Genomic DNA, 21,502 nt, shown 5'->3' with positions numbered 1-21,502 from the left:
ACTTCCACTTCTATCATTAGTACGCTAACGAAAGTGGATTAGTGCATGGCTTACTCTCAACCAAGCTTGCTGCCAGATGCGCTGGGACTTCTTCAGCAGGCTGGGGTCCGCGTTATTGCGGGCGGCACAGATTTTTACCCCGCGTTGAAAGCAGGGCAGCATCTCGAGAATCTTTTGGACATCACCAGAATTGAGGGTTTCGGGGACATCGCTCAGTCTGAAGGCGTTATTAGGATTGGTGCGGCGGTCACATGGTCGGATGTGGTGAAGGCGGATCTTCCTCGGGCTTTCGATGCGCTGAAGCAGGCTGCCCGTGAGGTGGGAAGCTTGCAAATTCAGAACGCAGGCACAATAGCTGGGAATATATGCAACGCATCTCCAGCGGCAGATGGTGTTCCACCACTGCTTGCACTGAATGCTGAGGTAGAGATCGCAAGCGCAGCGAAGGGCCCGCGCGTATTGCCCCTTGGTGCATTCATAAGGGGTGTCCGGCAAACGGCGCTGAAAGAAGACGAGTTGGTAACTGCGATCATTGTGCCGAAACTGCCTGCTGGTATGACATCTGGTTTCGAGAAATTGGGCAGCCGCCGCTATTTGGTCATCTCCATTGCCATGACAGCGGCAAACATCCTATTGGATGTGCACGGAAGGATTGCCGACGCGCGCATCGCCGTTGGCTCCTGCTCCGCCGTCGCTCAGCGGCTTACGGCGCTAGAGGCGAGACTGATCGGCCAGAAACCCTCGGATGTCAGGATTTCACATGATGATGTTACGGCGTTGACGCCGATTGATGACGTAAGAGGATCGAGCGCGTATCGGCTCGATGCCGTGCGGCACCAGATTCAGCGGGCCATTCATAGGGCGGTGTCGTGATGAACAAAGCGCTTTCAGGTACTCCGACGCCATTTCGCCTAAATGGGCGCGATGAGGCCCCGTTGCATTACCCAGGCCAACGTTTGTCTGACGTTCTGCGCGAAGGTTTGAGTCAACGCGATGTAAAGATTGGCTGTGATGCGGGGGATTGTGGGGCGTGTACCGTGCTGGTTGATGGTGCGCCTGTTTGCGCCTGTTTGACCCCGGCGCATCAGGTTGCAGGGCGCGAAGTTGAGACAGTGCAGGGACTGCATGCTCATGATCCGGTCGCTGCCAAGCTAAAGCAGAGCTTTCTGGATCATGGAGCCGCGCAATGCGGGATCTGCACACCCGGTATGTTGGTATCCGCGGTTGCCTTGCTAAGGAACGTGACCGAACCCACCGAAGCGCAAGTGCAAGATGCCTTGGGGGGTGTGCTGTGTCGCTGCACAGGCTACCGTAAAATCATTGACGCTGTCATGGGTGCGCCTTCGGTTGCCACCGCGACAGCGGGGCAGGTGGGTGATGCGGTCCAGCATCTGGACGGGATCGAAAAAGTGTCGGCAACCGTCAAATACGGGGATGATATCGCACCTGTGCGATGCCTCGAAATTCTGGTTATACGTTCGCCCTTTGCCCGAGCGGCCTTTGAAATTGGGGACCTGAAGGGGTTCGCGCAGGCGGCTGGGCTGGAAGCCGTTCTGACAGCTTCAGACGTGAGCGGAGAGAACAATTTCGGCGTAATACCGGGTTTTGAAGACCAGCCCGTTTTTGCCAAGCGGGAAACGCGTTTCAGGGGCGAGGCCGTTGCGGCCCTGATCGGCACGCGGGACGCATTGCGCGTGGTTGACCCGGAATTATTGCCGATCACTTGGACCGAATTACCCGCGCTAGAGGACATGGGTACAGCCCAGGACGAAGAGGCAGTGCAGCTCCACGATGGGCGCGACAACAATGTGATGTGCACGGGGTTTGTAACCTGTGGTGATCCGAATGCAGCCTTGGCGCGTGCGCATGTAACAGTCGAAGGTCGGTTTGAAAGCGGGTTTGTTGAGCATGCCTATATCGAACCCGAGGCCGGTTTCGCCGAAGTTGTGAGCGGTCGTGTTGAGGTGCACGCCTGCACCCAGGCCCCCGTTATGGATGTCGAGGGGCTTGAACGAGTTCTGGGACTGGATCGATCGGACATACGTGTGATCCCAACTGCGACCGGCGGGGGCTTCGGTGCCAAGCTGGATATGAGTGTGCAGCCTTACTTGGCGCTTGCCGCGCTGAAGACGGGTAAGCCGGTGCGGCTTTGCTATACACGCGCTGAATCCATGCAAAGCTCGACCAAGCGACACCCCTCGGACATCACGCTTAGGATCGGCGCGGATAAGGCGGGAAAGCTCTGTGGCTTTGAGTTTCGTGGCAGCTTCGACACAGGCGCCTATGCCAGTTGGGGTCCAACAGTGGCCAATCGTGTGCCGGTCCATGCTTCGGGACCGTACCGCGTGGCTGACTATATCGCGCAGGCCAAGGGCGTGCACACCAACAACCCGCCGTCCGGGGCGTTTCGCGGTTTTGGCGTACCTCAGGCAGCCATCGCGCAGGAGAGCCTTTTTGACGATCTGGCTGAAAAGCTGGGAATGGATGCGCTGGAATTTCGCATTTTGAACGCATTGGACAATGGTGTGCCGACCGTTTGCGGACAGGTTTTTGACCAGGGCGTTGGGATCAAAGCCTGCCTTGAAGCATTAAGGTCTGCCTGGGTGGAAGAGCGCGCAGTTGCCGAAGCATTCAACAGCGAAAATGATACGGTGAAACGCGGTGTGGGTATCGCCAGCGGATGGTATGGGTGTGGCAACACGTCTTTGCCCAACCCCTCGACCATCAAATGCGGTATTCGCGCAGATGGCACAGTAGTATTGCATCAGGGTGCGATGGATATCGGCCAAGGGGCCAATACCGTTATTACACAGATATTTGCCACCGCGCTTGGGGTTGAGGCAGGCCAGATCCTGCGCGTCGGCGCGGATACGGATGTGACACCTGACGCAGGCAAAACTTCGGCCTCGCGCCAAACTTTTGTGTCGGGCAATGCGGCGCGATTGTCGGGTCAGGCATTGCGGGCGATGATCCTAGAACGCTTGAACGTTGCCGAAGATGCGATGTTGGACTTCAGGGCCGGAGAAATTCAGGCAACTGATTCCGTGGGGATTCAGGTGCTTGACCTTTCCCTCCTTGCCGCAGATGCGGAAGGCTATGTTCTGCGCGCAGAAGAAACCTATGATCCGCCGACCAAACCCTTGAACAAGGACGGGCAGGGGCATCCTTACGCGCAGTTTGGCTATGCCGCGCATCTGGCCGTGGTCGAGGTGGATAGAGCGCTGGGCACGGTCAAGCCGGTGAAATTCGTGGCGGCGCATGATGTTGGTCAGGCCATCAATCCAATGCTGGTCGAAGGTCAGGTGCATGGCGGCATTGCACAAGGCCTCGGCATGGCCCTGATGGAGGAATACATCCCGGGCCGAACCGAGAACCTGCATGACTATCTGATCCCGACTATCGGGGACATTCCCCCCATTGAGACGATTATCATCGAAGAAGCTGACGCGCATGGTCCGTATGGGGCCAAAGGACTGGGGGAACATGTGTTGATCCCGACCGCACCCGCTTTATTGAACGCCATCAAGCATGCGACTGGTGTTCGGTTGTTCAAAGGGCCGGCTATCCCCAGTGTCGTTCATGCGGCCCTCAAAAAGAGAAATTCCTGATGACGGATGTTGCAAAGCCAGAAAAGATCCGCTGCGATGCGTGCCCGGTGATGTGCTATATCGCCGATGGCAACTCCGGAGCCTGTGACCGCTATGCAAACCACGACGGCGAACTGGTTCGGCTTGATCCGCTGACCATCATCCAAAGCGGGCAGGATCTTGTCCCGTTCATGGGCGAAGGCGCGTCCGATGAATGGGATGGCGATATCTTCAAGGGTGAGCGTCAGTTTGTGACAGCCGTAGGCGCAGGAACGACATATCCGGACTATAAACCTGCGCCCTTTATCGCCAGCCAAGAGGTTGAGGGTGTTGATATGGTCACGGTCGTGACCGAGGGCATCTTCAGCTATTGCGGTGTGAAGGTGAAAATCGACACTGATCGGCATATCGGTCATGAGCGCGATGTGGTGCGGGTGGATGGAGAACCTATCGGTCATGTGATGACCTCGGAATACGGTTCGAAAATGCTGTCGCTAGGTGGGGTTGAGCACCTGACTGGTGGAAGCAAGAAAGAAGGCCGCGTGACCTGTGACGCATTGTTGCGGTTATGCAACCGTGAGCCGGTGACGATGGTGATCGGCGAAGAAGACCATGCCACTGAGGTTGTGATCGAGGCGGGTAAAGCCCCAATCATCAACGGCGTGACGGAAAGCTTGATGCGCGTCGGCTGCGGTTCAGCCACGATTGGCATGTTCCCGAAGCAGTGGATCGGTCATGTAGATGATGTTGTGGTGGTGGATGACCACATTACCGGGGTACTCAGTGAGCACGAGACAGGCAAGCAACTTGATGTCTCTGCAACCGGGATCAAGATCAAAGGGCGCCGCTCGACCCCTGGGCGATATTTTCAAGTTGCAGAGCCCGGCACAGGTTGGGGTGGCACCGATATCGAAGACCCGCTGGCAATCCTTGGTCCCTTCAATCCCAAAACAGCCTGGGAAGGGCTGCGGTTGTTTATGGTGTCCACCACAGGTGAGCAGTTTTCTTATTACGAGCTCGACGCTGATCTTGTTCCGCAACAACGGGATGTGCCCGAGAAACTGGCGGCATCGGCGGCGTTGATTGCAGAAAACTGCGAGCCTTCGGTTTGTTCGGTTCTGTTCATGGGCGGGGCCGGGGGATCGCTGCGCGCAGGCGTTACCGAAAACCCTGTGCGCCTGACCAAATCGGTCAAGGACGCGCTGACACACGTGTCATGTGGCGGGGCTGATGCCTATGTTTGGCCCGGTGGCGGGATCACAGTGATGGTCGATGTGTTGGACATGCCAACCAACTCGTTCGGCTATGTCCCGACTCCTGCGCTTGTTGCACCCATCGAGTTTACCTTGCGCGTCAGAGACTACGCTGCCTTGGGCGGGCATGTGGACCACATGCGGCGTGTCAGCGACATTAATTCTGATCAGGCGCGTCACGTACGTCAAAACCCCAATGCTGGGGATCCGATGGACCTTGGAAACTTCAATTGGAAGGCAGATGCCGAATGACGCTGCGCGCGTGCCTTTTGCCCGATGGCCAACGGCTGCATTTGCAGCATGGCCCAAGCGACCTGATTGTTTGGGCCGAAGGAGATCGTGATCGGGCGTATCGGGCCGCAGCAAACCGGTTCGAAACGATCATTGCTGAGGTTGTTGATGAGCTGTCAAATCTCCGCGCGATGTTATCACCACTTAACAAGCGCCCGATGGGCACGGTCGCACGTCGGATGCATGACGCGTGCTTGCCACTGGTTCATTTTGGATATGTCACGCGGATGGCTGCCGTAGCCGGAAGCATCGCGGATGAGGTTCTTGCCGCTATGACCCAAAACGCAGACGTCGCGCGTGCCTATGTCAACAATGGCGGGGACATCGCGTTACATCTGACGCCGGGAGCCGCCTTTAAAACCTCGATCATGGCGTATGATGGCGAAGAACTGGGCCGGATTGATGTAAAGCACAGCGATGGCATCAGGGGTATCGCGACCTCGGGCCGTCACGGGCGCAGCTTATCTTTGGGCATTGCGGACAGTGTGACGGCGCTGGCCAAATCGGCGGCTGCGGCCGATGTGGCCGCAACCCTCATCGCCAACGCGGTGGATCTGCCGGGCCATCCGTCCGTGACACGTCGCGCCGCCTGTGATGTTGACGAAAACAGTGATCTGGGGGAACTGCCGGTCACAGTCGGTTGTGGTGCGCTGTCGGCCAAAGACTGCGACCGCGCCTTGGCCCGTGGCCTCAATCGGGCAACTGCCCTTCAGGCCCAAGCGCACATTGCGTCTGCGGGCTTGTTCCTGCAGGGTCGTGCCGTTTCAACCGGCGCGCACATACTACCGTTCCAACAAGAGAAACAGCATGTCCAAGCTTAATGTTCGAAAAACAGCCTATTCTGTCGAAGAAATATTCCACGAAGGCGGCCCGGCGCCCGAAATCCCGCTGTACCGCGCAGCGGCAATTGCCATCATCCAGAACCCTTTTGCCGGGCGGTACGAACCTGACATTCAGTGGTTCATGGAAGACCTCAAACCTTTGGGGCTGCAAATGGCCCAACGCCTGGTCGAGATGCTTGGCGGTGCGGATAAGATCGAAGGTTACGGCAAAGGCGCGATGATCGGCGAGGCGGGAGAGCTGGAGCACGGAGCGCTGTGGCACGCCCCAGGCGGTTATGCAATGCGCGAGCTTTTAGATAACTCAAATGCAATTGTCCCTTCGACCAAGAAGGTCACGGGAGTAGGCGGGCGGCTTGATGTGCCAATCACGCACATTAATGCCTCTTACGTGCGCAGCCACTTTGACAGTATGGAGCTTGGCTTGAATGATGCGCCCAAAGCCAATGAAATGGCCGTCATTCTGGTGATGAGTACGGGGCCTCGAATCCATGATCGAGCCGGAGGTCTGGCTGCCAAAGATATCAAAGGAGAGGACGGCCTGAGATGAGCGCCAAGATTCGCAAAATCGCTGTTAACATCGAAGAAACGCATTCCGAAATCGGGCGAAAGATCGACCCGACCACGCGCAAGGCTGTTGCCGTCGCGGTCATCGAAAACCCGTTTGCAGGTGCCTATACCGAAGACCTGAGCGCGTTGATGGAGATCGGTGCAGAACTCGGCACATTGTTGGGCCGCAGATGCGTAGAAGCGCTTGGCATCACTCCAGAACAGGCAGAGAGCTATGGCAAATCGGCCATGGTGGGCGAGAACGGCGAGTTGGAACATGCCGCCGCAATCCTGCATCCCAAACTGGGTGCGCCCCTGCGCAAAGAGGTAGAAAAAGGGGCTGCCTTGGTGCCGTCATCGAAAAAGATGGGATCGCCCGGTCAGGTGCTGGATGTGCCACTTGGGCACAAGGATGCGGCCTATGTGCGCAGCCATTTTGATGGAATTGAAGTGCGGCTGAACGATGCGCCGCGTGCCAATGAGATCATGGTAGCCGTGGCTGTGACCGACAGCGGGCGGCCTTTACCTCGGGTTGGCGGCTTGACCCACGATCAAGCAGAGGGCAAAGACGGGCTTCGTTAGGAGCAATTATGTCAGACAGCGTCGAACCCTACCATCTTGAAGACCAGGTCGGATATCTTTTGAGGCTGGCCAGCCAGCGTCATTCGATCATTTTTCAGAACAGGATTTCCAAGGATTTGACGCCTACGCAGTTTTCAACACTGATCCGTGTGGCCGAGAAGAAAGAGGTGTCGCAGAACCAGCTGGGCCGCCTTGCAGCAATGGACATTGCGACGATCAAAGGGGTGGTCGACCGGCTGAAGGCTAAGGGACTACTGCAAGCGACCGCCGATCCCGGGGACAAGCGCCGCTCGATCATTTCATTGACCGAAGCGGGTGCCGAGTTGATGGAACAGCTTTATGCAGATGGATTTAGTATCTCGCAGGAAACTCTGGCACCCCTCAAGAAGTCCGAGCAAAAAGCGCTTTTGACATTGCTAAGAAAGATCACTTGACCGGCGCTTGGTTCCCGTAATCCAGCCAACTCACCCTAGCTTCGGACCTAAAGTATGCGTTCCGGCAGGCGTTGCGCTGGTGGAGTGTTACGAGAACGTTCCGAGCAGATTACGCCATCAATGATCGTCATACCTACGCCGGGCAAGTTTCCTTGCGCCACGCTCTCAAGCATGTTTTTCCCCGGCGCGTGCTGGGCTTGGTCCAACAGGACGAAATCGGCGCAACGCCCCTTTTCAATCAGACCAACATCCAGATCGCGCTGCCGCGCGGTGTTCCCATTGCCAAAGCAAAAGGCGATCTCGGCGGGGACGTTTCCGAAGGCCGACAGCATGGCAATCATCCTCAAGATACCAAGCGGTTGCACACCTGACCCTGCTGGCCCGTCGGTCCCCAGGATCACTTGATCAAGCTTGCCCAACTCGCGCGCGGTATTCACCGTAAGAACAGCAGCGCGTTCGTTGCCATTGTGCACGATTTCAAAAGCTTGCTTGGTGCAGGTTTCGCACAGGCAGATGATCTGATCATCGGGCAATGCCGAATGGCCTCCGTTGATGTGCCCGATCACGTCAGTGCCCGTCTCAATCACCATATCCGCGTCGATAAGGCCAGAGCCCGGAATCGAAGGACCGCCGGTGTGGATCGTGGACTGAATCCCGTATTTTCGGGCCCATTCGACCATCTGGTTTGCGGTTTTGCCATCTTTGACCGAACCCAGACCAACTTCGCCTAGATATTTCACTCCGGCGTTGGCCAGTTCGGCAAAATCCTCTTCGACCATACCATGCTCAATGACAGGGGCTCCGGCGTGGACTTTGACGCCAGAGGGTCGAAAATTTTCGTACCAGCGCTGAGCCGCGATCGACATGGCCTTCAGGCCGATCACATCTTTGGGGCGCCCCGGCATGTGAACCTCTCCGGCCGAGATCATCGTGGTCACACCGCCGTTCAGGGTGGAGTCGATCCAGTGGAGCTGCTGCTGGCGGGGCGTGTAGTCACCCACAACCGGGTGCACGTGACTGTCGATCAAACCGGGGGCAAGCGTCACACCATGAGCGTCTACAATGCAGGTCGCGTCGTCGGTATCGAGGTCTTTTTCATTACCCCACGCGTCGATCTTACCGTCTATGGCAACCAGGCAATCGCCATCGAATATCGGTTCTTCCATCTTTCCTGACAGGATCATACCGATGTTTTCAATGACCAGCTTTTCCATAAGATCCTCCCATTATTCATTAGTATACGAATATAATAAGGATGCATGCGTCAAGATAATTATGACGCAAGATTTAAAGTTACTCGACAATTTACAGGCCGGTTTGCCTCAGTATTGTCATTTGTGTTTAAATGAAGAAAGCTGGCGCTCCAAAGCTGAAAAGAAAGGCCTGATGGTTGGTGTCTCTGACGACAGCGCCTAACCTCATAGACTAAATCTATAAGTGACAGCGATGGGCGCGCCATCGGACATGTAAGGGCGGTGGTCATTGGAATTCAGCGCCACTGTTAGTTCATAATCGCCTGGCGTCAGCGAGCCGACCTCGAAGCTGTCTTCATAAAGTCGGCCAAGCTTCACTCCGTTCAGATAGATATGGGCATGGCCCTGGCCATCGACATGCGGCGCACTGTCCTCGACGATCACGAACTCGAAGTTTTTGACGCTGATTTGAACGGAAAACCCATCAGCGCTGACGTCCGGCTCCTGAACCAGTGTGATTGCCGGGCTGGGCGAGATTTCGATGCCGTTGGTAACGCTGTGGTCCATTGCTGTCGCGCCACTGGTTGTCTCTGTATGGAAGATGCGCGCCACGACTTCGCTGCCATCGTCAAATGAAAGCGCCAACGCGTGGTAGGTGCCTTCGGGAAAGCTGCCGTCCGGCACTTGCAACATGATATGAGCACCATCCATTGCCAGTTGCACTGTATCACTGCCAGGGACTACAAGAGGCCTGTCATGGCCAGGGTTCATCAATGACGTTTGGGCTCCAGACGGCGACGTGACGCTTTGAAGAATGCGGGGGTCACCGTCATTTTGCAGGTTAAGAGTGACCATGAACCGCGATCCCGACGCCCCCATCGGCACGGCGCGCCCGTCGCTGGCTTTCACATCAATTTGCGGCGTGCCCGTGAAAATGTAAGCGATACTCAGCGCGGCTGCGATGCCCGCCACAGCAAACCAGCGTTTGCTCATCTGAGATGCCTCCTTACAAGAAGTTGTGTGCATGCTAACGAAGTGATGCCGATTGTGAAGCTCATTCTAGCTGCATTTATTGTTGCCCTCTTGGCTGCAGGACCGGCTTTCGCGCATGCTGCCGAGCAAGGTTTTGTACTTCTCTTACCCACTACGGCTTACATGACGGGCGGCACATTGACTGTGGTTGCGACCATACTATTACTCGTTTGTCTGAGGCCGGGGCAGCTTGAAACCATTCTGCGACCCGTCGCGCTGATCCATTGGCGCGGCGGGGGAAAATGGCACCACTGGGCACAGATCGCGGCCTCGATCTGTCTGGCGTTGCTGATCCTGATTGGCCTGAGAGGGCCAACCGATCCGCAAGCAAATCTGATGCCGTTGGTATTGTGGACCATTTGGTGGATGCTGCTGTTTGTTGTTCAGGCATTGATCTTCGATGTCTGGAAATGGGTCAACCCTTGGCCTGGCCTCCACCGCCTTTTGGCCCCAGACCACAAATCACCTTGGACCCTTCCTGAACAGCTTTCTATCTGGCCAGCGGTCATTCTTATGGCGGCGTTTCAGGGTTTTATCCTTGCTGATGCGGCACCGAACGATCCGGGTCGGCTTGCACGGTTTGCGATCGGGTATTGGGCGTTTACCCTGTTAGGTATGACGCTGTTTGGGCGCAGGTCTTGGCTGCGTCAAGTTGAGTGCTTTTCGGTTTTGTTTGCGTTGATCGGCACGATCAGGGCAGCCCGCGGCGGCACTTTCGGTTTGCCTGGATGGCAAGTCTTTGACGGAACGAGGTTCGATCTGAGCCACGCGGTCTTTGTGCTGGTGATCCTTGCGGCTGGTAGCTTTGATGGCCTTTACGAGACTTTCTGGTGGCTGGATCAGATCGGGGTCAACCCATTGGAGTATCCGGGGCGCACAGCACTGATCTGGCCGACAACACTCGGCCTCTATGGCAGCATGCTGCTGCTGACATGTGTTTTTGCATTGGTCGTGTTTTTGGGAACCGCACTGGTCCGCGAAGCTGTTCCCTTCAAAACCGCTTTCATTCAGTTTTCCATCACCTTGCTGCCGATTGCGATCGGCTATCACTTTGCACACTATTTTACGACGTTTTTGGTCCAGATTCAGGTCGTGATAGCAACTCTGGCCGATCCTTTCGCGCTTGGCTGGAACCTGTTCGGGCTTGGTGATCGACGCGTCATGGTTGGGTTTTTGACAGTGCCAGGAACCGTGAAGCTCATTTGGCTCACTCAGGCGGGTGTTGTGGTACTGTCTCATGTCCTCGCGGTCATTCTAAGCCACCGAACGGCTGAGGATCTTTGTGTGTCACGCAGGGACATCTTGGTGTTGCAATTGGGCCTGTCGATCTTGATGATTTTCTATACGATTTTCGGGCTGTGGCTGCTTGCCAGCCCGCGCGGGGCTTAAAATATGTAGACAACTCGTTAGCATACATACAAACTAAATGAAAAATGAGAGGCGAAACATCGCCCCAAAAACAACAGAGGAGATGAACGCCATGACAAAGATTTCAAAGATCAGTCGCCGTAGTACACTGCTTGGCCTGGGGGCCGGTGCAGGTGCTCTGGCCACCAGCGGCGTGTTACCGGGATCTCTTGGTTTTGCGCAAGCTCAAAGCTCGGCACCGATCAAGATCGGATTCCAAAAGCACGCGACTGGCATCGGGGCCGCTTATGGTCGGTGGTATGATGTGGCAACGAATGCCGCCGCTGCGCGCATCAACGAGATGGGCGGCATCAATGGTCGTCCGGTTGAAATCATCACAGAAGACGACGCGACTGATCCCGGGCGTGGTGCCGAAGTGTTGGAGAAATTTGCCAACCAACATGAGGTTGACGTTGCCTTTGGCACCTTGTTCAGCCACGTGGTGATCGGTTCGGCACCCCGTGCGGGCGAGTTGAAACTGCCTTATTTTGTTGTGTCCGAAGGTCACCACGTCGCCAGCGGCATGCTAAACCGATATACGCTGCAACCCGGCATCACCGATGTGAAAAGCCAGGTCATTTCTATGGCACCTTTTGTGGCTGATAATCTGGGTAAGAAGGTCACAATGATTTATCCTGACTTTGCCTTTGGTCACGATCATCGCGATTTCTTCTCTCAGGCGATTGAGGCGCAGGGCGGCGAAGTCGTCGCGAAGATTGCGATCCCGCCCACCGAGACAACGTTCACCCGCTATTTCCCAAGCATCCCGCGCGAAACCGAGGTGATTTATCACGTGATGGTGGGTCCGGCCGTGCTGACGTTTGTCAAGGAAATGGGCGAGTTCTTTGGGCCCAGCCGACCCGAGATTTTTGGCTTCATCGACAGCCTGGAAGCGGTTGATGTTCAAAGCCCGGGGCTTGAGTTTCTTGAAGGTACATATTTCTGGGAAGGCATGCCGCGCTACAAACAGGCCAACGAATCAGAGGCGGCCACGGCCTACCGTGCCGCTGTTGGCGTGAATGATAGTGGGGCCGCGATTGATGACCCATCCAATGTCGCCACATACGCCCATATGTTCGGATGCTGGGAAACGATGCATATTATCAAAGCTGGCATGGAAGCGGCGGATTACCAAGGCCCTGCAGATCGCGCCAAATTGATCGAGGCGGTCGAGGCTATGACTGACATGCCGGAATCCATCGAACATCCGCAGGGTGAAAAGGTCTTTAACGGCAAGACCCATCAGGCCTTTGGTAAACAGTATATCTCGAAGGTCGGGGATGGTCGTCTTGATGTGGTGCATACCGCGTCCATCGAGGATGGCCTCTACGAGGATGAGGTGGACTACACCACGCAATCCTTCTGATCCCAACTTCAGGCTAAAGCGAGACTGGGTATGGACTTTGGGCCTCACCTGATGCTCGCCTCCATCGAGGGGGCGGTCATCTCGGCTATTCTTGTGCTTACCGCAATGGGGCTCAGCATTGTGTTCGGCGTCATGCGTGTTGTGAACGTGGCCCATGGCGAGTTCTTCATGCTGGGGGCAGTTTTTGCCTGGGCGGTAAGCACGACGATCGGAGGCCACGCTGCTTTCGGTTTCGTGGCGATGCTGATTATCGTACCAGTGTTGGTCGGTTGCATCGCGGTTGGAGTTGATCAGTTGATCCTCAAGCGGATCGACTATGACGTGGACCGAACCATCGTTGCGACGATTGGCGTGCTGTATATAGTTCAGCAATCCACGCTAATGCTCTACGGGCCTGAGGCACGGCCTGTCGCGCCACCGTTCAACACCCGTTTGGCGCTGCCCTGGTTCGAACTTGGCACGGACGGGTTCCAGCTGATTTGGCCCTGGGGGCTGAGTGTAACGACCTACAAACTGTTCGTGATTGTCGCCGCGATTTTCGTTCTGGGCGTGCTTTGGTTTGTGCTGACGCGTACCAGGATCGGGCTGATCATGCGGGCGACACAACAGGACCGCGAAATGGCTCAGGCCTTTGGAGTGCCCGTTAACCGCGTGTACTCTTGGGTCTTTGGCCTGGGTGCAGGGCTAGCTGCACTGGGCGCCGTGTTGGTGGTTCCGATCCAACAGGCCCATTATCTGATGGGCGGAGATCCGTTACTGCTGGCCTTTATCGTGGTGATTATTGGAGGTCTCGGAAGCCTGCCGGGCACGGTGATTGCTGCGGTGCTCATTGGAATGAGCGATGGCATCATATCGGTCTTTTTTTCACCAACTCTGGCCAAAATCATCGCGACCTTCCTTGTCGCAATGGTGCTGGTGTTCAGGCCGCAAGGTCTGATGGGGCGGGTGGCGGCTTGATGAACGTGTCCAGAACAACCGCTTTGCATCTAGGTACCTTGCTTGTGCTTTTTGCGCTGTTTTTCGTGCTGCCCGCCTATCACGTCGGAGCTTTCTCGCGGATCATGGTGCTGGCGATCTATGCCATCGGATTTAACCTGCTGTTTGGATATACCGGCCTGCTGAGCCTTGGCCACGCCATGTTCTTTGCCGCCGGAATGTACGGGTTCGGGCTGAGCATGAATTTCGGCGGGCTGACAGTGCTGCCCGCTTTCACGGTTGGCATCCTAGCCGCCGGACTGCTGGCCCTTGCCGTCGGCTTTCTGGCGCTGCGGACCATCGGTGTGGCGTTTATGATCGTCACGCTGATGTTCGCGCAAACCTTCTATCTCGTAATCCTCTATTTTGGCGAATACACGCGAGGTGATGAAGGTTTCATCATCCAACAGGCTCAGCGCAACCTTTTTGGAATTGACCTAACGACAGAAACGGCGCGGTATTTCACGGCGTTTACCCTATTCGCCATCTGCTTTCTTATCATGGCCCGTTTGGTTCAAAGCCCATTTGGCAAGCGTCTGGTCGCGATCCGGGAAAACGAAGAGCGTGCCCGGATGCTGGGCTATGATGTCGGGCGGCTGAAGCTTAACGCGCTGGTCGTATCAGGCCTGTTTTCAGGCGTGGCAGGGGCCGCCTATGCGATGCTGTTCGGTTATGTCGGTGCCAGTTTTGCCGCGGTGCACTATTCGATCTTCCCGCTGCTATGGGTCTTGCTGGGTGGGGCGGGGACCACGATTGGGCCTCTCATCGGCGTCATCTTCATGTTCTATCTGATCGATATCTCCAGCAGTTTCACCAACGCGTATATGCTTGTTGCGGGCATTGCTCTGGTTCTGCTGACTCTGTTTGCCCCCCAAGGCATTGCAGGCACAATACGCAAGAGAGCTGTGTCATGGTTGCCGTGAATATTCTTGAAACCAGAGGCCTGACCAAAGTCTATGGTGGGCTGCACGCCAACACCGACGTAGATTTTTCCCTGCGTCGAAATGCAATCACGGCGTTGATTGGCCCAAATGGCGCCGGCAAGTCGACCTTTGTCGGAATGGTCAGTGGACGAACAGTGCCGACCCGTGGCAGCGTTTCGTTCGAGGGCAAGGACATTAGCCACTTGCCTGCACATAGACGCATCCAGCTTGGGATGGCCTATACGTTCCAGATCACCTCGATCTTTCCCGGGCTTACGGTTGAAGACAACGTTGCCCTTGCGGCAGGTCGCAGGCTTGCGCACGACAAAGCGGCCCATGCCGAAAAAACGACCGCAGTCTTGCAGAAAATCGGCTTGGAAGATCGCGCAGATCAAATCGCCTCGGACCTCAGTTATGGTCACCAACGGGTTCTCGAAATTGCCATGGGCCTGGCACAGGACCCCAAGCTGTTCATCCTTGACGAGCCAACCCAAGGACTGGCTGAAGGCGAAGTTGAGGCCTTCGTGAAGCTGATGCGGACGATGGCCGAAGAAACTACGATCCTGCTGATCGAACACAATATGCGGGTGGTTGCCGAAACCGCTGATCATGTTGCGGTGCTGGATCAGGGGCGGCTTCTGGCATCAGGTACCTTCGACGAAATGCGCGCGAATGCCGCCGTACAAGCCGCGTATTTGGGGACGCCCGCCGATGTTTGAGGTCAAGAATATCCACACCGGCTATGGCAAGGTGAAAGTACTGTTCGGAGTGTCTCTGGCCGTCAATGCCGGGGAAATACATTGCCTGATGGGCCGCAATGGGGCGGGCAAGACGACGCTTCTCAAGGCAATCATGGGGCAACTGCCGTTAAGCCAGGGCGAGGTTATCCTGGATGGTGAACGCCTGAGCGGTCTGCCTGCGCATCTCGTGCCAAAGCGTGGGATCGGCTACATCCCACAAGGGCGGCGGCTCTTTCCCGAGCTTACAGTCGCAGAAAACATCGAAATGGGGCTTATGACGCGGGGTGAGGGCGCGGATACGCGGGATTGGGTGCTTGAGCTCTTTCCACGTCTCAAGGAACGGTTGGGTCAAGTTGCTGGCACACTCTCAGGTGGTGAACAGCAGATGCTGGCGACAGCCCGCGCGCTATGCCTGCGCCCCAAGGTCTTGCTTTTGGACGAACCAACCGAGGGCCTACAGCCTTCGATGATCGAACAGATCCGGCAGGTCGTGGTGAAAATGAAGGCTGAGGGCTATGCCATCGTTCTCGTCGAGCAACGGATTGATGCGGTTTTGTCGATTGCTGACTGCATTACATTTATCGAAAATGGCCAGGATCGCGAAACTGTCGAACCCGCGGATGTCGCAGCAGATAAAACGATCCTTACAAAATACCTTGGTGTCTGAGATTGGTTCAAAAGCCGCTAACTCGCTCTATGAGCCAATACATTGAAATCGAGCCGATACCATAGGCGGCAATGACGGTTGCCCCCTGTCGCATGGGAATCGCAATCAAGCGCCAGATCGCGACGACTACCGCCAATGCACTGACAAAGCACAGTTGACCAGCCTCGACCCCAAGGTTGAATGCAAGCAACGCCGCAGGAATATCGTTCGCGGGCAACCCGATTTCAGCCAAAGCACCAGCAAAACCAAGACCGTGCAAAAGCCCAAACCCGAAACACACAATCCAGGGTTTCTGTTCAGAAAGCCGGGAACGACCGTCGCGGCCTTTGACTATCTCCACTGCCAGAAAAACGATAGATAGCGCGATGACGGCTTCAACCGGTGGACCGGGCACATTCAATACGCCGAAGGTTGCCAGCGCCAGCGTTATTGAGTGGGCCAGAGTGAAGGCTGTTACTGCCCCTACCAACCTCCAAGGATCGCGCACCAGAATGAAAAGCGCGAAGACAAACAAGAGGTGATCCCAGCCTTCCAGTATGTGTTCAAACCCCAGCTGGAAGTATCCGATGAAAACGGACCATGTCGTCTGCTCATAAGGGATGTTCTGGATAGCTGTGTCAGGCGTGAAGCGAAGGGTTGTGGGCGCGGAATTTAATGGATGCACGCGCACCAACACATCATTCCTTTGTGCCTCCAGCCCTTCAATCGCTATGGGGTGCCCAGCGATATCTTCGCTGCATTCCATGACCCAGGATGCTACCCAAGCCCGACCATCTGATATTGGCCCAGGCCCGCGCGCCGGAGAGCAACCATTAGGCAAAACCGCATCAATCGCCATAGGTTGGCCGTTAACGTCCGGTTTTCGCCATTGAACGCTCCATTTGTCTGATGCGATTTGGCGTATTTCCAAATAGCCAGGATCAAGCGCATGCGCGTTGGCATAGCTTCCCGGCCATGTAAGCAGCACAAAAAGCAGACAGATTAAATGCTTCATTTCGCTGGGCCCGTGAGGTCGGGGGCCACGATCTCGTAGGTATCGGCAAGTATTTCATACTGTGCCTGCGCCAAATCTTCGCTCATTGCGCGACGCCAATCCCTCAGCACGTCTTCACGGATCACTGACAAAGCGGGCGTTTGACTGGGCTCAATCGCGGTCACCTGAACAAGGTGGAGCCCATAGCCTGATTGAAACGGACCAGTCCACAGACCTGTTTCGACTTCTGTGAGGCCTTCTGAGAACCCTGCTCCAAATACCGAGTCCACAACTCTAGTAGCGGTCAAAGGCATTGAAGAAGGCAGCAGAGTAGGGTTGCCCACCTCAGATATTTCACCCGTTTCGTTGATTGCCTCCAACGTGCGCGCAATTTCATCCTCGCTTGGCGTTTCACCCAGAAAGACCTGCGTGAACGCCACTTTGTCAGGTGTCGCATAGCGTTCGGGATTTTGGTTCAGAAACGCCTCTAATTCCTGGTCTTCAGGAACAGCCGATGTGGCGACCGCTTCGGTCAAGAAATCCATCTTCTGACTCAGCCGGGACCTGATCACGGTATCCCCGCGATCCAGTCCAAGTTTTCTTGCTTCGCGAACCAGTACCTCTTCGCGAATTGACGCATCGACCAAGGCCTGTAATTCTGCATTGTTTGGACGGCGTTTCCACCTCGCTTCAAACTGGGCAGACAAAAGCGCAACAGCTTTTGCGTCGACCGTTATCACCTCAGGATCTTGGGCGATCGCACTTCCCGGCGTAACAATTTGGAACCAATAGAAAATAGCCGCCCCGATCAAGAAGAAATGGAACAATGGTTCTCTTAGAATGCGCATGAAGGCTCCTGCGTGATACGCTCAGGTTCTAGGGGTCAATTTCGACATCGGCGGGTAGGGCTTTGCAAGAAAATTGATGCTTTACGCGCTTGCTATGCTTGTTGCAAAACCGAGGCAGTTTTCACTACCTCGGTTTCCCAATAGCCGCGAATGGCCAATCACTCGGCCGGTGTGTACCAAATCGGGGACGAATACGCACGTTCCTGATGTGTAAGCACTGCACCCTCTGGTAATTCAGCGCCGAACCTCAGTTTGTCATACAAGATCCAGCGCGGGGTCGGGATTTCGAGGGCGCGGACATAATAAAACGCCCGTGCATTTGGATCGAAATCAGGATCAGACCAAACGGTCACAAGCTCCGCAGTACCGATTGTGTTAGTCCAGCTGGCAGTGTCCACATCGACCGTATTTCCGACCGCAGGAACCTTTCCATTTTCATCGGCAACACGGTTATCCGACCACGCAACGTCATAGACCTTTTCCTGCAACGCGCCTTCTGAGTCGAGCCACCCCTTGATCACCTGAACGCGATCCAGATTGGCACCAATCGGGTCGCGCAGCGCAGCGATCATGAACGAGGGCGCACCGTCACCCTCGCGCGGGCGCAAATCCGAGCCCATCGGGACACCTTTGGTATACCCAACATCAGCAATGAAGCGGGTTTCCACGTCAGCGTCGCTAAAGTCCCATCCGCCAAAGAACCGTAGGCCGATCCGAGGGCCGGTGGTTGCGTAGGTTTCGCGCCGCTTGAAAGCATCAAAGATCGCAGCACGCGTATTATCGGAAGCCCAAACCGCCGTGTATCCGGATGCAACCAGCAGGTCACCGGGGATCTCACCAAGATCATTCGCGATGAACGGATGCTTGATACGAGTGGCTGAGGGCTCGACGCTAACGGACTTGCCAAAGAAGTTGTCTTCCTCAGCAGTCGCCAAAGAGGTATGGCTGTCCGTTGCGCCACCCATGCCGAATTTGTAGGGGTTCACGCCGAATTTTTCTTCCAACATCAAGCCGCGCTTCAACGCCTCTCGGGCATATTCACCAGCCAGCATGTCATCTGTCTTGAGCTCGGTAATGTCGAGATTGCCGACGTCCCAATTTTCATAGTCGGCAAATTCGTCATCGGGGCTTAGGAAGGGATGCGCTTCGCCGTCGCCTTTTATTTGCGTGACCTCATAATGGGGCTCCCATTTCGCGCGTGCGGCTACGTATTCCTCATCAACCTTGCCGCCGTGATAGGTGTCTTCGGTTGGGAACATCCATCCATTTGACAAGTTGCCATTATGCGCAAAGGCAACCGCACGACCGCCTGTTTTTTCTTGATACTCTTCAAGCCAAGCATAGAGGGATTTGGGGTCGGTATCCCCATATGGCGGTTGCGTGACGGGTGGCACCATCTGCAAAGCCCGGATTGGTCCGTCACGCAGCATAACGTTCCGATGCAGGTTGAAACCCTTTGGCACCGAGGTCCATTCAAATCCGATGAACGCCGTAAAGTTGCCGGGGTCGTTGTGACGTTCAGCCGCCTGAACAATATGCTCCCAAGTAAAGGCAAAGGCGTCAGCGCCGGGGCTGTACGATTCCAAAAGGACTTCTGGCAGTGTCATTTGCGAGAAATTCGTGATGATATCAAAGGCAGTTTTTCCGGCCTCTTCACCACCCGCTTTATAACCTTCGTACCATTCCAAACCTTTTGGATCAGCAAGAACGCCGGGTTTTCCGGCTTGTAAGTCCGGGGCAAATCCCATGAGGTCTGTGTGGTCTGTCAGAACCATCCAATCCAATGGCCTAGCCAGCCTTACAGGTTGTCCTGTCGAGGAAATAACCTGTTCGCCCTTGGCAAAGCGCCAGGCTTCATCCGGAAGCAAAGTGTTCCCAAACGCCCCAGCATCAAGCGACAACCCAGTGTGCAGATGTGTGTCGCCCCAGAGCGGACGTTCCGGGAAAGAGCGCTGCGCATAGGGGGAGTATGGTTGATCTGAAAACAGACCTTCTGCGGCTTCTTCGCTTGGGACGGCGTCGGCAAACAAAGTTGTCGGTGTGAGTAGTAGCGATAGTATAAAAGCGGAAGTTCGATACATAGTGGCCCCCCAAAGCAATATGACCTAACGAAATCACAGAGCCTATCACGGCCCTATTATATTCGATTTTGTTTATATCACATCTGGAGTGTGCGTGTTGAATTAATTCTCAACAGGTCTTTCGCTATGTTCAGGTCGTTTGACCTGTGCGTTCAGCAGCATTCTGAGCGGCCAGGCATCTCTCTCTTTGTGCGGCCGTTTCGAGCGAACGGGGACGAAGCGCGAATAAAGACATAACTCATGCCCGAGCTAATCGGATGTTACGTCAGTCCCAAGAACCATTTTTACTGCAAATTGCGTCGCTGGATCAGTTTCTTCCTGCGTAGCTAAAGCCCTGAATTGTTGATGCAGCACCGCTTCGCTCCAACTCCGCGTCTCAAGCGCAATTTGGAGGGCCAATCCTTGGTCACGCTGCAGCGCCTCGGACAGAATTGGTGCTATCTTTGGCCTTAACCCCGACTGTGCTGAACCAGCGTCAGTCAAGGCGCGTATCAGAGATTTTCTGTCTTCCGATGTCCGCTGCAACCTTCCAAGCGTGAGACCAATTGCCCCAATCGCCTTTGGACCTTCCACTTCTATGCCGGCAAGCGCCCATGCGTGGGAGTCAAGACCGCCAGCTTTCAACGACTGCGCAAAGCGCGAGCGCACGATTGAAAGGGCTTCCGGATCAGTCTGCAACCCAAGTAACCGGATTGCGACCGATCTGAATGCAATACGGCTTAAGTCACCCAGCTCTGAAAGAATCTGACCAGTTGAAGATTTGATTTCAATCGAGCGCACGAACGCATACGGCGCGCGATCAAGTTCGATCAACGCCAAATCATGAAGCGCTTGATCAGGGTGCCACAAATAATCAGCAAAGAAGGAAACCCGCTCGGGCTTATCTGTTACGCCATCAGCCCAAAATGAGCTGGTGGTCCGAAGCCTTTCAAGAAACTCACTTCTATCTGGATTCATAATGAAAATGCGCTGCCAAGCCATTGAAAGGCCACGTTTTGGGTCGTTGCTTTGGTTTGGTCCGTAGGTCAGCAGAACAGTCGTCGTCGGTTCAGACTTAAAAGCACGTCGAGTGACACTGTCGACCAGAAACGGTATATCAGGCGCAGCTTCGAGGTTTGCGCTAGTCCCCTTTAGAATCTTGCGAGTACCATATCGGAATGGGTTATCTGAGGCGGGGCCTGCCAACACGATAACTTGGGCTGATAGTATGTGATCGGCGACTGATGCCTCGGGAAGCTCAAAACAGACCCCGCATGCGTACAATGCCCGAGGCGTCGTTAGCCCGAGAATGAAAACCGTGATTAGCAGGACATTTCGCATTGTCGAAAAAACGAACCTGAAGGACTAAGCGGCAAACGCACGCTCTGCTCTATTAAAGATCATTTGGTGCGTAACTTCCATCTTCTCGATGAACTTCACGCCCGCTGAGTGGAGGGGTGAACACGCAGACGAGCCTCAAATCGGCCACGGTAGCCCGCACAATGTGTCGATCATGTTGATCCAGTGCATACAGGGTGAATGGTTCGAGAGAGTGCCAGGTTTCATCATCTGCAGCTCTGATCTGCCCCTTACCCTCGATGCAGTAACAGGCCTCCAGATGATGCGTGTATTCAAGCTCAAGCACGGTACCTTGCTCGATGATTGTATCCGTCATCGTATACCCCATTCCATCCGAGGCAAGCAGTAGCCTTCTGCTTCTCCAGCCCGGGCCGGAAACGTCCCGATCGGTGCCAAGTACATCGTTGAGGGTTGTAACAATCAT

20 protein-coding genes are annotated in these 21,502 nt (G+C 55.4%); 13 read left to right on the top strand and 7 right to left on the bottom strand.

Features of this window, described 5'->3' with window-relative positions; all coding sequences use genetic code 11:
* The first annotated feature begins 45 nt into the window (after positions 1-45).
* From ACR0B3_RS10750 to ACR0B3_RS10720, 7 genes are read left to right on the top strand one after another with little or no spacing between them, the layout of a single operon-like run.
* Positions 46-873, top strand: coding sequence for an FAD binding domain-containing protein (locus ACR0B3_RS10750; RefSeq protein ID WP_480809055.1), 828 nt, complete (start codon positions 46-48; stop codon positions 871-873).
* Positions 873-3,608: a molybdopterin-dependent oxidoreductase gene (locus ACR0B3_RS10745; protein WP_480809054.1), complete on the top strand. Its 2,736-nt coding sequence runs from the start codon at positions 873-875 to the stop codon at positions 3,606-3,608. The genes ACR0B3_RS10750 and ACR0B3_RS10745 overlap by 1 nt, the downstream gene beginning before the upstream one ends.
* Positions 3,608-5,092 carry a 6-hydroxynicotinate reductase gene (locus ACR0B3_RS10740; RefSeq protein WP_480809053.1) on the top strand — a complete coding sequence of 495 codons (1,485 nt, stop codon included), beginning with the start codon at positions 3,608-3,610 and terminating at the stop codon, positions 5,090-5,092. The genes ACR0B3_RS10745 and ACR0B3_RS10740 overlap by 1 nt, the downstream gene beginning before the upstream one ends.
* Entirely contained in the window at positions 5,089-5,952 is an 864-nt protein-coding gene (locus tag ACR0B3_RS10735) for a UPF0280 family protein (RefSeq protein ID WP_480809052.1), read from the top strand. The genes ACR0B3_RS10740 and ACR0B3_RS10735 overlap by 4 nt, the downstream gene beginning before the upstream one ends.
* Positions 5,939-6,520 (top strand): amino acid synthesis family protein, encoded by a 582-nt coding sequence (locus tag ACR0B3_RS10730; RefSeq protein WP_480809051.1) that lies wholly within the window; start codon positions 5,939-5,941, stop codon positions 6,518-6,520. Before ACR0B3_RS10735 ends, ACR0B3_RS10730 begins: the two co-directional genes overlap by 14 nt.
* Positions 6,517-7,101, top strand: coding sequence for an amino acid synthesis family protein (locus tag ACR0B3_RS10725; protein ID WP_480809050.1), 585 nt, complete (start codon positions 6,517-6,519; stop codon positions 7,099-7,101). Before ACR0B3_RS10730 ends, ACR0B3_RS10725 begins: the two co-directional genes overlap by 4 nt.
* Positions 7,102-7,109: 8 nt before the next feature.
* Complete coding sequence (locus ACR0B3_RS10720; RefSeq protein ID WP_170723868.1) at positions 7,110-7,535, top strand: MarR family transcriptional regulator; 426 nt, start codon at positions 7,110-7,112, stop codon at positions 7,533-7,535.
* A 47-nt stretch (positions 7,536-7,582) separates the two neighbouring features.
* Here ACR0B3_RS10720 and ACR0B3_RS10715 read toward each other — a convergent pair whose 3' ends face one another.
* Positions 7,583-8,749 (bottom strand): amidohydrolase family protein, encoded by a 1,167-nt coding sequence (locus ACR0B3_RS10715; protein ID WP_480809049.1) that lies wholly within the window; start codon positions 8,747-8,749, stop codon positions 7,583-7,585.
* A 204-nt stretch (positions 8,750-8,953) separates the two neighbouring features.
* On the bottom strand, positions 8,954-9,721 hold the full coding sequence (locus ACR0B3_RS10710; RefSeq protein WP_480809048.1) for a copper chaperone PCu(A)C: 768 nt from the start codon (positions 9,719-9,721) through the stop codon (positions 8,954-8,956).
* A 54-nt stretch (positions 9,722-9,775) separates the two neighbouring features.
* Here ACR0B3_RS10710 and ACR0B3_RS10705 point away from each other — a divergent pair, with 54 nt between their 5' ends.
* The 6 genes from ACR0B3_RS10705 to ACR0B3_RS10680 all read left to right on the top strand — a co-directional run bounded on the left by ACR0B3_RS10705 (position 9,776) and on the right by ACR0B3_RS10680 (position 15,838).
* The gene (locus ACR0B3_RS10705; RefSeq protein ID WP_480809047.1) at positions 9,776-11,149 is read left to right on the top strand and encodes an F-box protein; all 1,374 of its coding nucleotides are present in this window, start codon (positions 9,776-9,778) and stop codon (positions 11,147-11,149) included.
* 91 nt (positions 11,150-11,240) lie between these two features.
* The gene (locus tag ACR0B3_RS10700) at positions 11,241-12,533 is read left to right on the top strand and encodes an ABC transporter substrate-binding protein (protein WP_480809046.1); all 1,293 of its coding nucleotides are present in this window, start codon (positions 11,241-11,243) and stop codon (positions 12,531-12,533) included.
* Positions 12,534-12,563: 30 nt separating this feature from the next.
* Positions 12,564-13,490 carry a branched-chain amino acid ABC transporter permease gene (locus tag ACR0B3_RS10695; protein ID WP_480809045.1) on the top strand — a complete coding sequence of 309 codons (927 nt, stop codon included), beginning with the start codon at positions 12,564-12,566 and terminating at the stop codon, positions 13,488-13,490.
* On the top strand, positions 13,490-14,431 hold the full coding sequence (locus ACR0B3_RS10690; protein WP_480809044.1) for a branched-chain amino acid ABC transporter permease: 942 nt from the start codon (positions 13,490-13,492) through the stop codon (positions 14,429-14,431). The genes ACR0B3_RS10695 and ACR0B3_RS10690 overlap by 1 nt, the downstream gene beginning before the upstream one ends.
* Positions 14,419-15,150, top strand: coding sequence for an ABC transporter ATP-binding protein (locus ACR0B3_RS10685; protein ID WP_480809043.1), 732 nt, complete (start codon positions 14,419-14,421; stop codon positions 15,148-15,150). The genes ACR0B3_RS10690 and ACR0B3_RS10685 overlap by 13 nt, the downstream gene beginning before the upstream one ends.
* On the top strand, positions 15,143-15,838 hold the full coding sequence (locus tag ACR0B3_RS10680) for an ABC transporter ATP-binding protein (RefSeq protein ID WP_480809042.1): 696 nt from the start codon (positions 15,143-15,145) through the stop codon (positions 15,836-15,838). Before ACR0B3_RS10685 ends, ACR0B3_RS10680 begins: the two co-directional genes overlap by 8 nt.
* A gap of 7 nt (positions 15,839-15,845) precedes the next feature.
* On the opposite strand, the gene ACR0B3_RS10675 is transcribed toward ACR0B3_RS10680, so the two are convergent.
* The 5 genes from ACR0B3_RS10675 to ACR0B3_RS10655 form a co-directional block, all read right to left on the bottom strand.
* The gene (locus ACR0B3_RS10675) at positions 15,846-16,832 is read right to left on the bottom strand and encodes a HupE/UreJ family protein (RefSeq protein ID WP_480809041.1); all 987 of its coding nucleotides are present in this window, start codon (positions 16,830-16,832) and stop codon (positions 15,846-15,848) included.
* On the bottom strand, positions 16,829-17,659 hold the full coding sequence (locus ACR0B3_RS10670; RefSeq protein ID WP_480809040.1) for a peptidyl-prolyl cis-trans isomerase: 831 nt from the start codon (positions 17,657-17,659) through the stop codon (positions 16,829-16,831). Before ACR0B3_RS10670 ends, ACR0B3_RS10675 begins: the two co-directional genes overlap by 4 nt.
* Before the next feature lie 158 nt (positions 17,660-17,817).
* A complete protein-coding gene (locus tag ACR0B3_RS10665; RefSeq protein WP_480809039.1) occupies positions 17,818-19,740 on the bottom strand; it encodes a DUF3604 domain-containing protein in 1,923 nt (640 codons plus the stop codon).
* A 249-nt stretch (positions 19,741-19,989) separates the two neighbouring features.
* Positions 19,990-20,721: a hypothetical protein gene (locus tag ACR0B3_RS10660; protein ID WP_480809038.1), complete on the bottom strand. Its 732-nt coding sequence runs from the start codon at positions 20,719-20,721 to the stop codon at positions 19,990-19,992.
* Between the two features lie 391 nt (positions 20,722-21,112).
* Entirely contained in the window at positions 21,113-21,502 is a 390-nt protein-coding gene (locus tag ACR0B3_RS10655) for an ectoine synthase (RefSeq protein ID WP_480809037.1), read from the bottom strand.

Source organism: Ruegeria sp. CE9, assembly GCF_056537425.1.
Note: the sequence above shows the minus strand (reverse complement) of the source record. Positions and strands in the feature narration are given on the sequence as shown.

Excerpts from the sequence above, each read along its gene's own strand:
- ACR0B3_RS10685 (WP_480809043.1), top strand. The coding sequence starts at position 14,419 with ATGGTTGCCGTGAATATTCTTGAAACCAGAGGCCTGACCAAAGTCTAT.
- ACR0B3_RS10715 (WP_480809049.1), bottom strand. The coding sequence starts at position 8,749 with ATGGAAAAGCTGGTCATTGAAAACATCGGTATGATCCTGTCAGGAAAG.
- ACR0B3_RS10655 (WP_480809037.1), bottom strand. The coding sequence starts at position 21,502 with ATGATTGTTACAACCCTCAACGATGTACTTGGCACCGATCGGGACGTT.
- ACR0B3_RS10750 (WP_480809055.1), top strand. The coding sequence starts at position 46 with ATGGCTTACTCTCAACCAAGCTTGCTGCCAGATGCGCTGGGACTTCTT.
- ACR0B3_RS10740 (WP_480809053.1), top strand. The coding sequence starts at position 3,608 with ATGACGGATGTTGCAAAGCCAGAAAAGATCCGCTGCGATGCGTGCCCG.
- ACR0B3_RS10695 (WP_480809045.1), top strand. The coding sequence starts at position 12,564 with ATGGACTTTGGGCCTCACCTGATGCTCGCCTCCATCGAGGGGGCGGTC.
- ACR0B3_RS10665 (WP_480809039.1), bottom strand. The coding sequence starts at position 19,740 with ATGTATCGAACTTCCGCTTTTATACTATCGCTACTACTCACACCGACA.
- ACR0B3_RS10730 (WP_480809051.1), top strand. The coding sequence starts at position 5,939 with ATGTCCAAGCTTAATGTTCGAAAAACAGCCTATTCTGTCGAAGAAATA.
- ACR0B3_RS10660 (WP_480809038.1), bottom strand. The coding sequence starts at position 20,721 with ATGGCTTGGCAGCGCATTTTCATTATGAATCCAGATAGAAGTGAGTTT.
- ACR0B3_RS10700 (WP_480809046.1), top strand. The coding sequence starts at position 11,241 with ATGACAAAGATTTCAAAGATCAGTCGCCGTAGTACACTGCTTGGCCTG.
- ACR0B3_RS10670 (WP_480809040.1), bottom strand. The coding sequence starts at position 17,659 with ATGCGCATTCTAAGAGAACCATTGTTCCATTTCTTCTTGATCGGGGCG.
- ACR0B3_RS10675 (WP_480809041.1), bottom strand. The coding sequence starts at position 16,832 with ATGAAGCATTTAATCTGTCTGCTTTTTGTGCTGCTTACATGGCCGGGA.
- ACR0B3_RS10725 (WP_480809050.1), top strand. The coding sequence starts at position 6,517 with ATGAGCGCCAAGATTCGCAAAATCGCTGTTAACATCGAAGAAACGCAT.
- ACR0B3_RS10710 (WP_480809048.1), bottom strand. The coding sequence starts at position 9,721 with ATGAGCAAACGCTGGTTTGCTGTGGCGGGCATCGCAGCCGCGCTGAGT.
- ACR0B3_RS10735 (WP_480809052.1), top strand. The coding sequence starts at position 5,089 with ATGACGCTGCGCGCGTGCCTTTTGCCCGATGGCCAACGGCTGCATTTG.
- ACR0B3_RS10720 (WP_170723868.1), top strand. The coding sequence starts at position 7,110 with ATGTCAGACAGCGTCGAACCCTACCATCTTGAAGACCAGGTCGGATAT.
- ACR0B3_RS10745 (WP_480809054.1), top strand. The coding sequence starts at position 873 with ATGAACAAAGCGCTTTCAGGTACTCCGACGCCATTTCGCCTAAATGGG.
- ACR0B3_RS10690 (WP_480809044.1), top strand. The coding sequence starts at position 13,490 with ATGAACGTGTCCAGAACAACCGCTTTGCATCTAGGTACCTTGCTTGTG.
- ACR0B3_RS10680 (WP_480809042.1), top strand. The coding sequence starts at position 15,143 with ATGTTTGAGGTCAAGAATATCCACACCGGCTATGGCAAGGTGAAAGTA.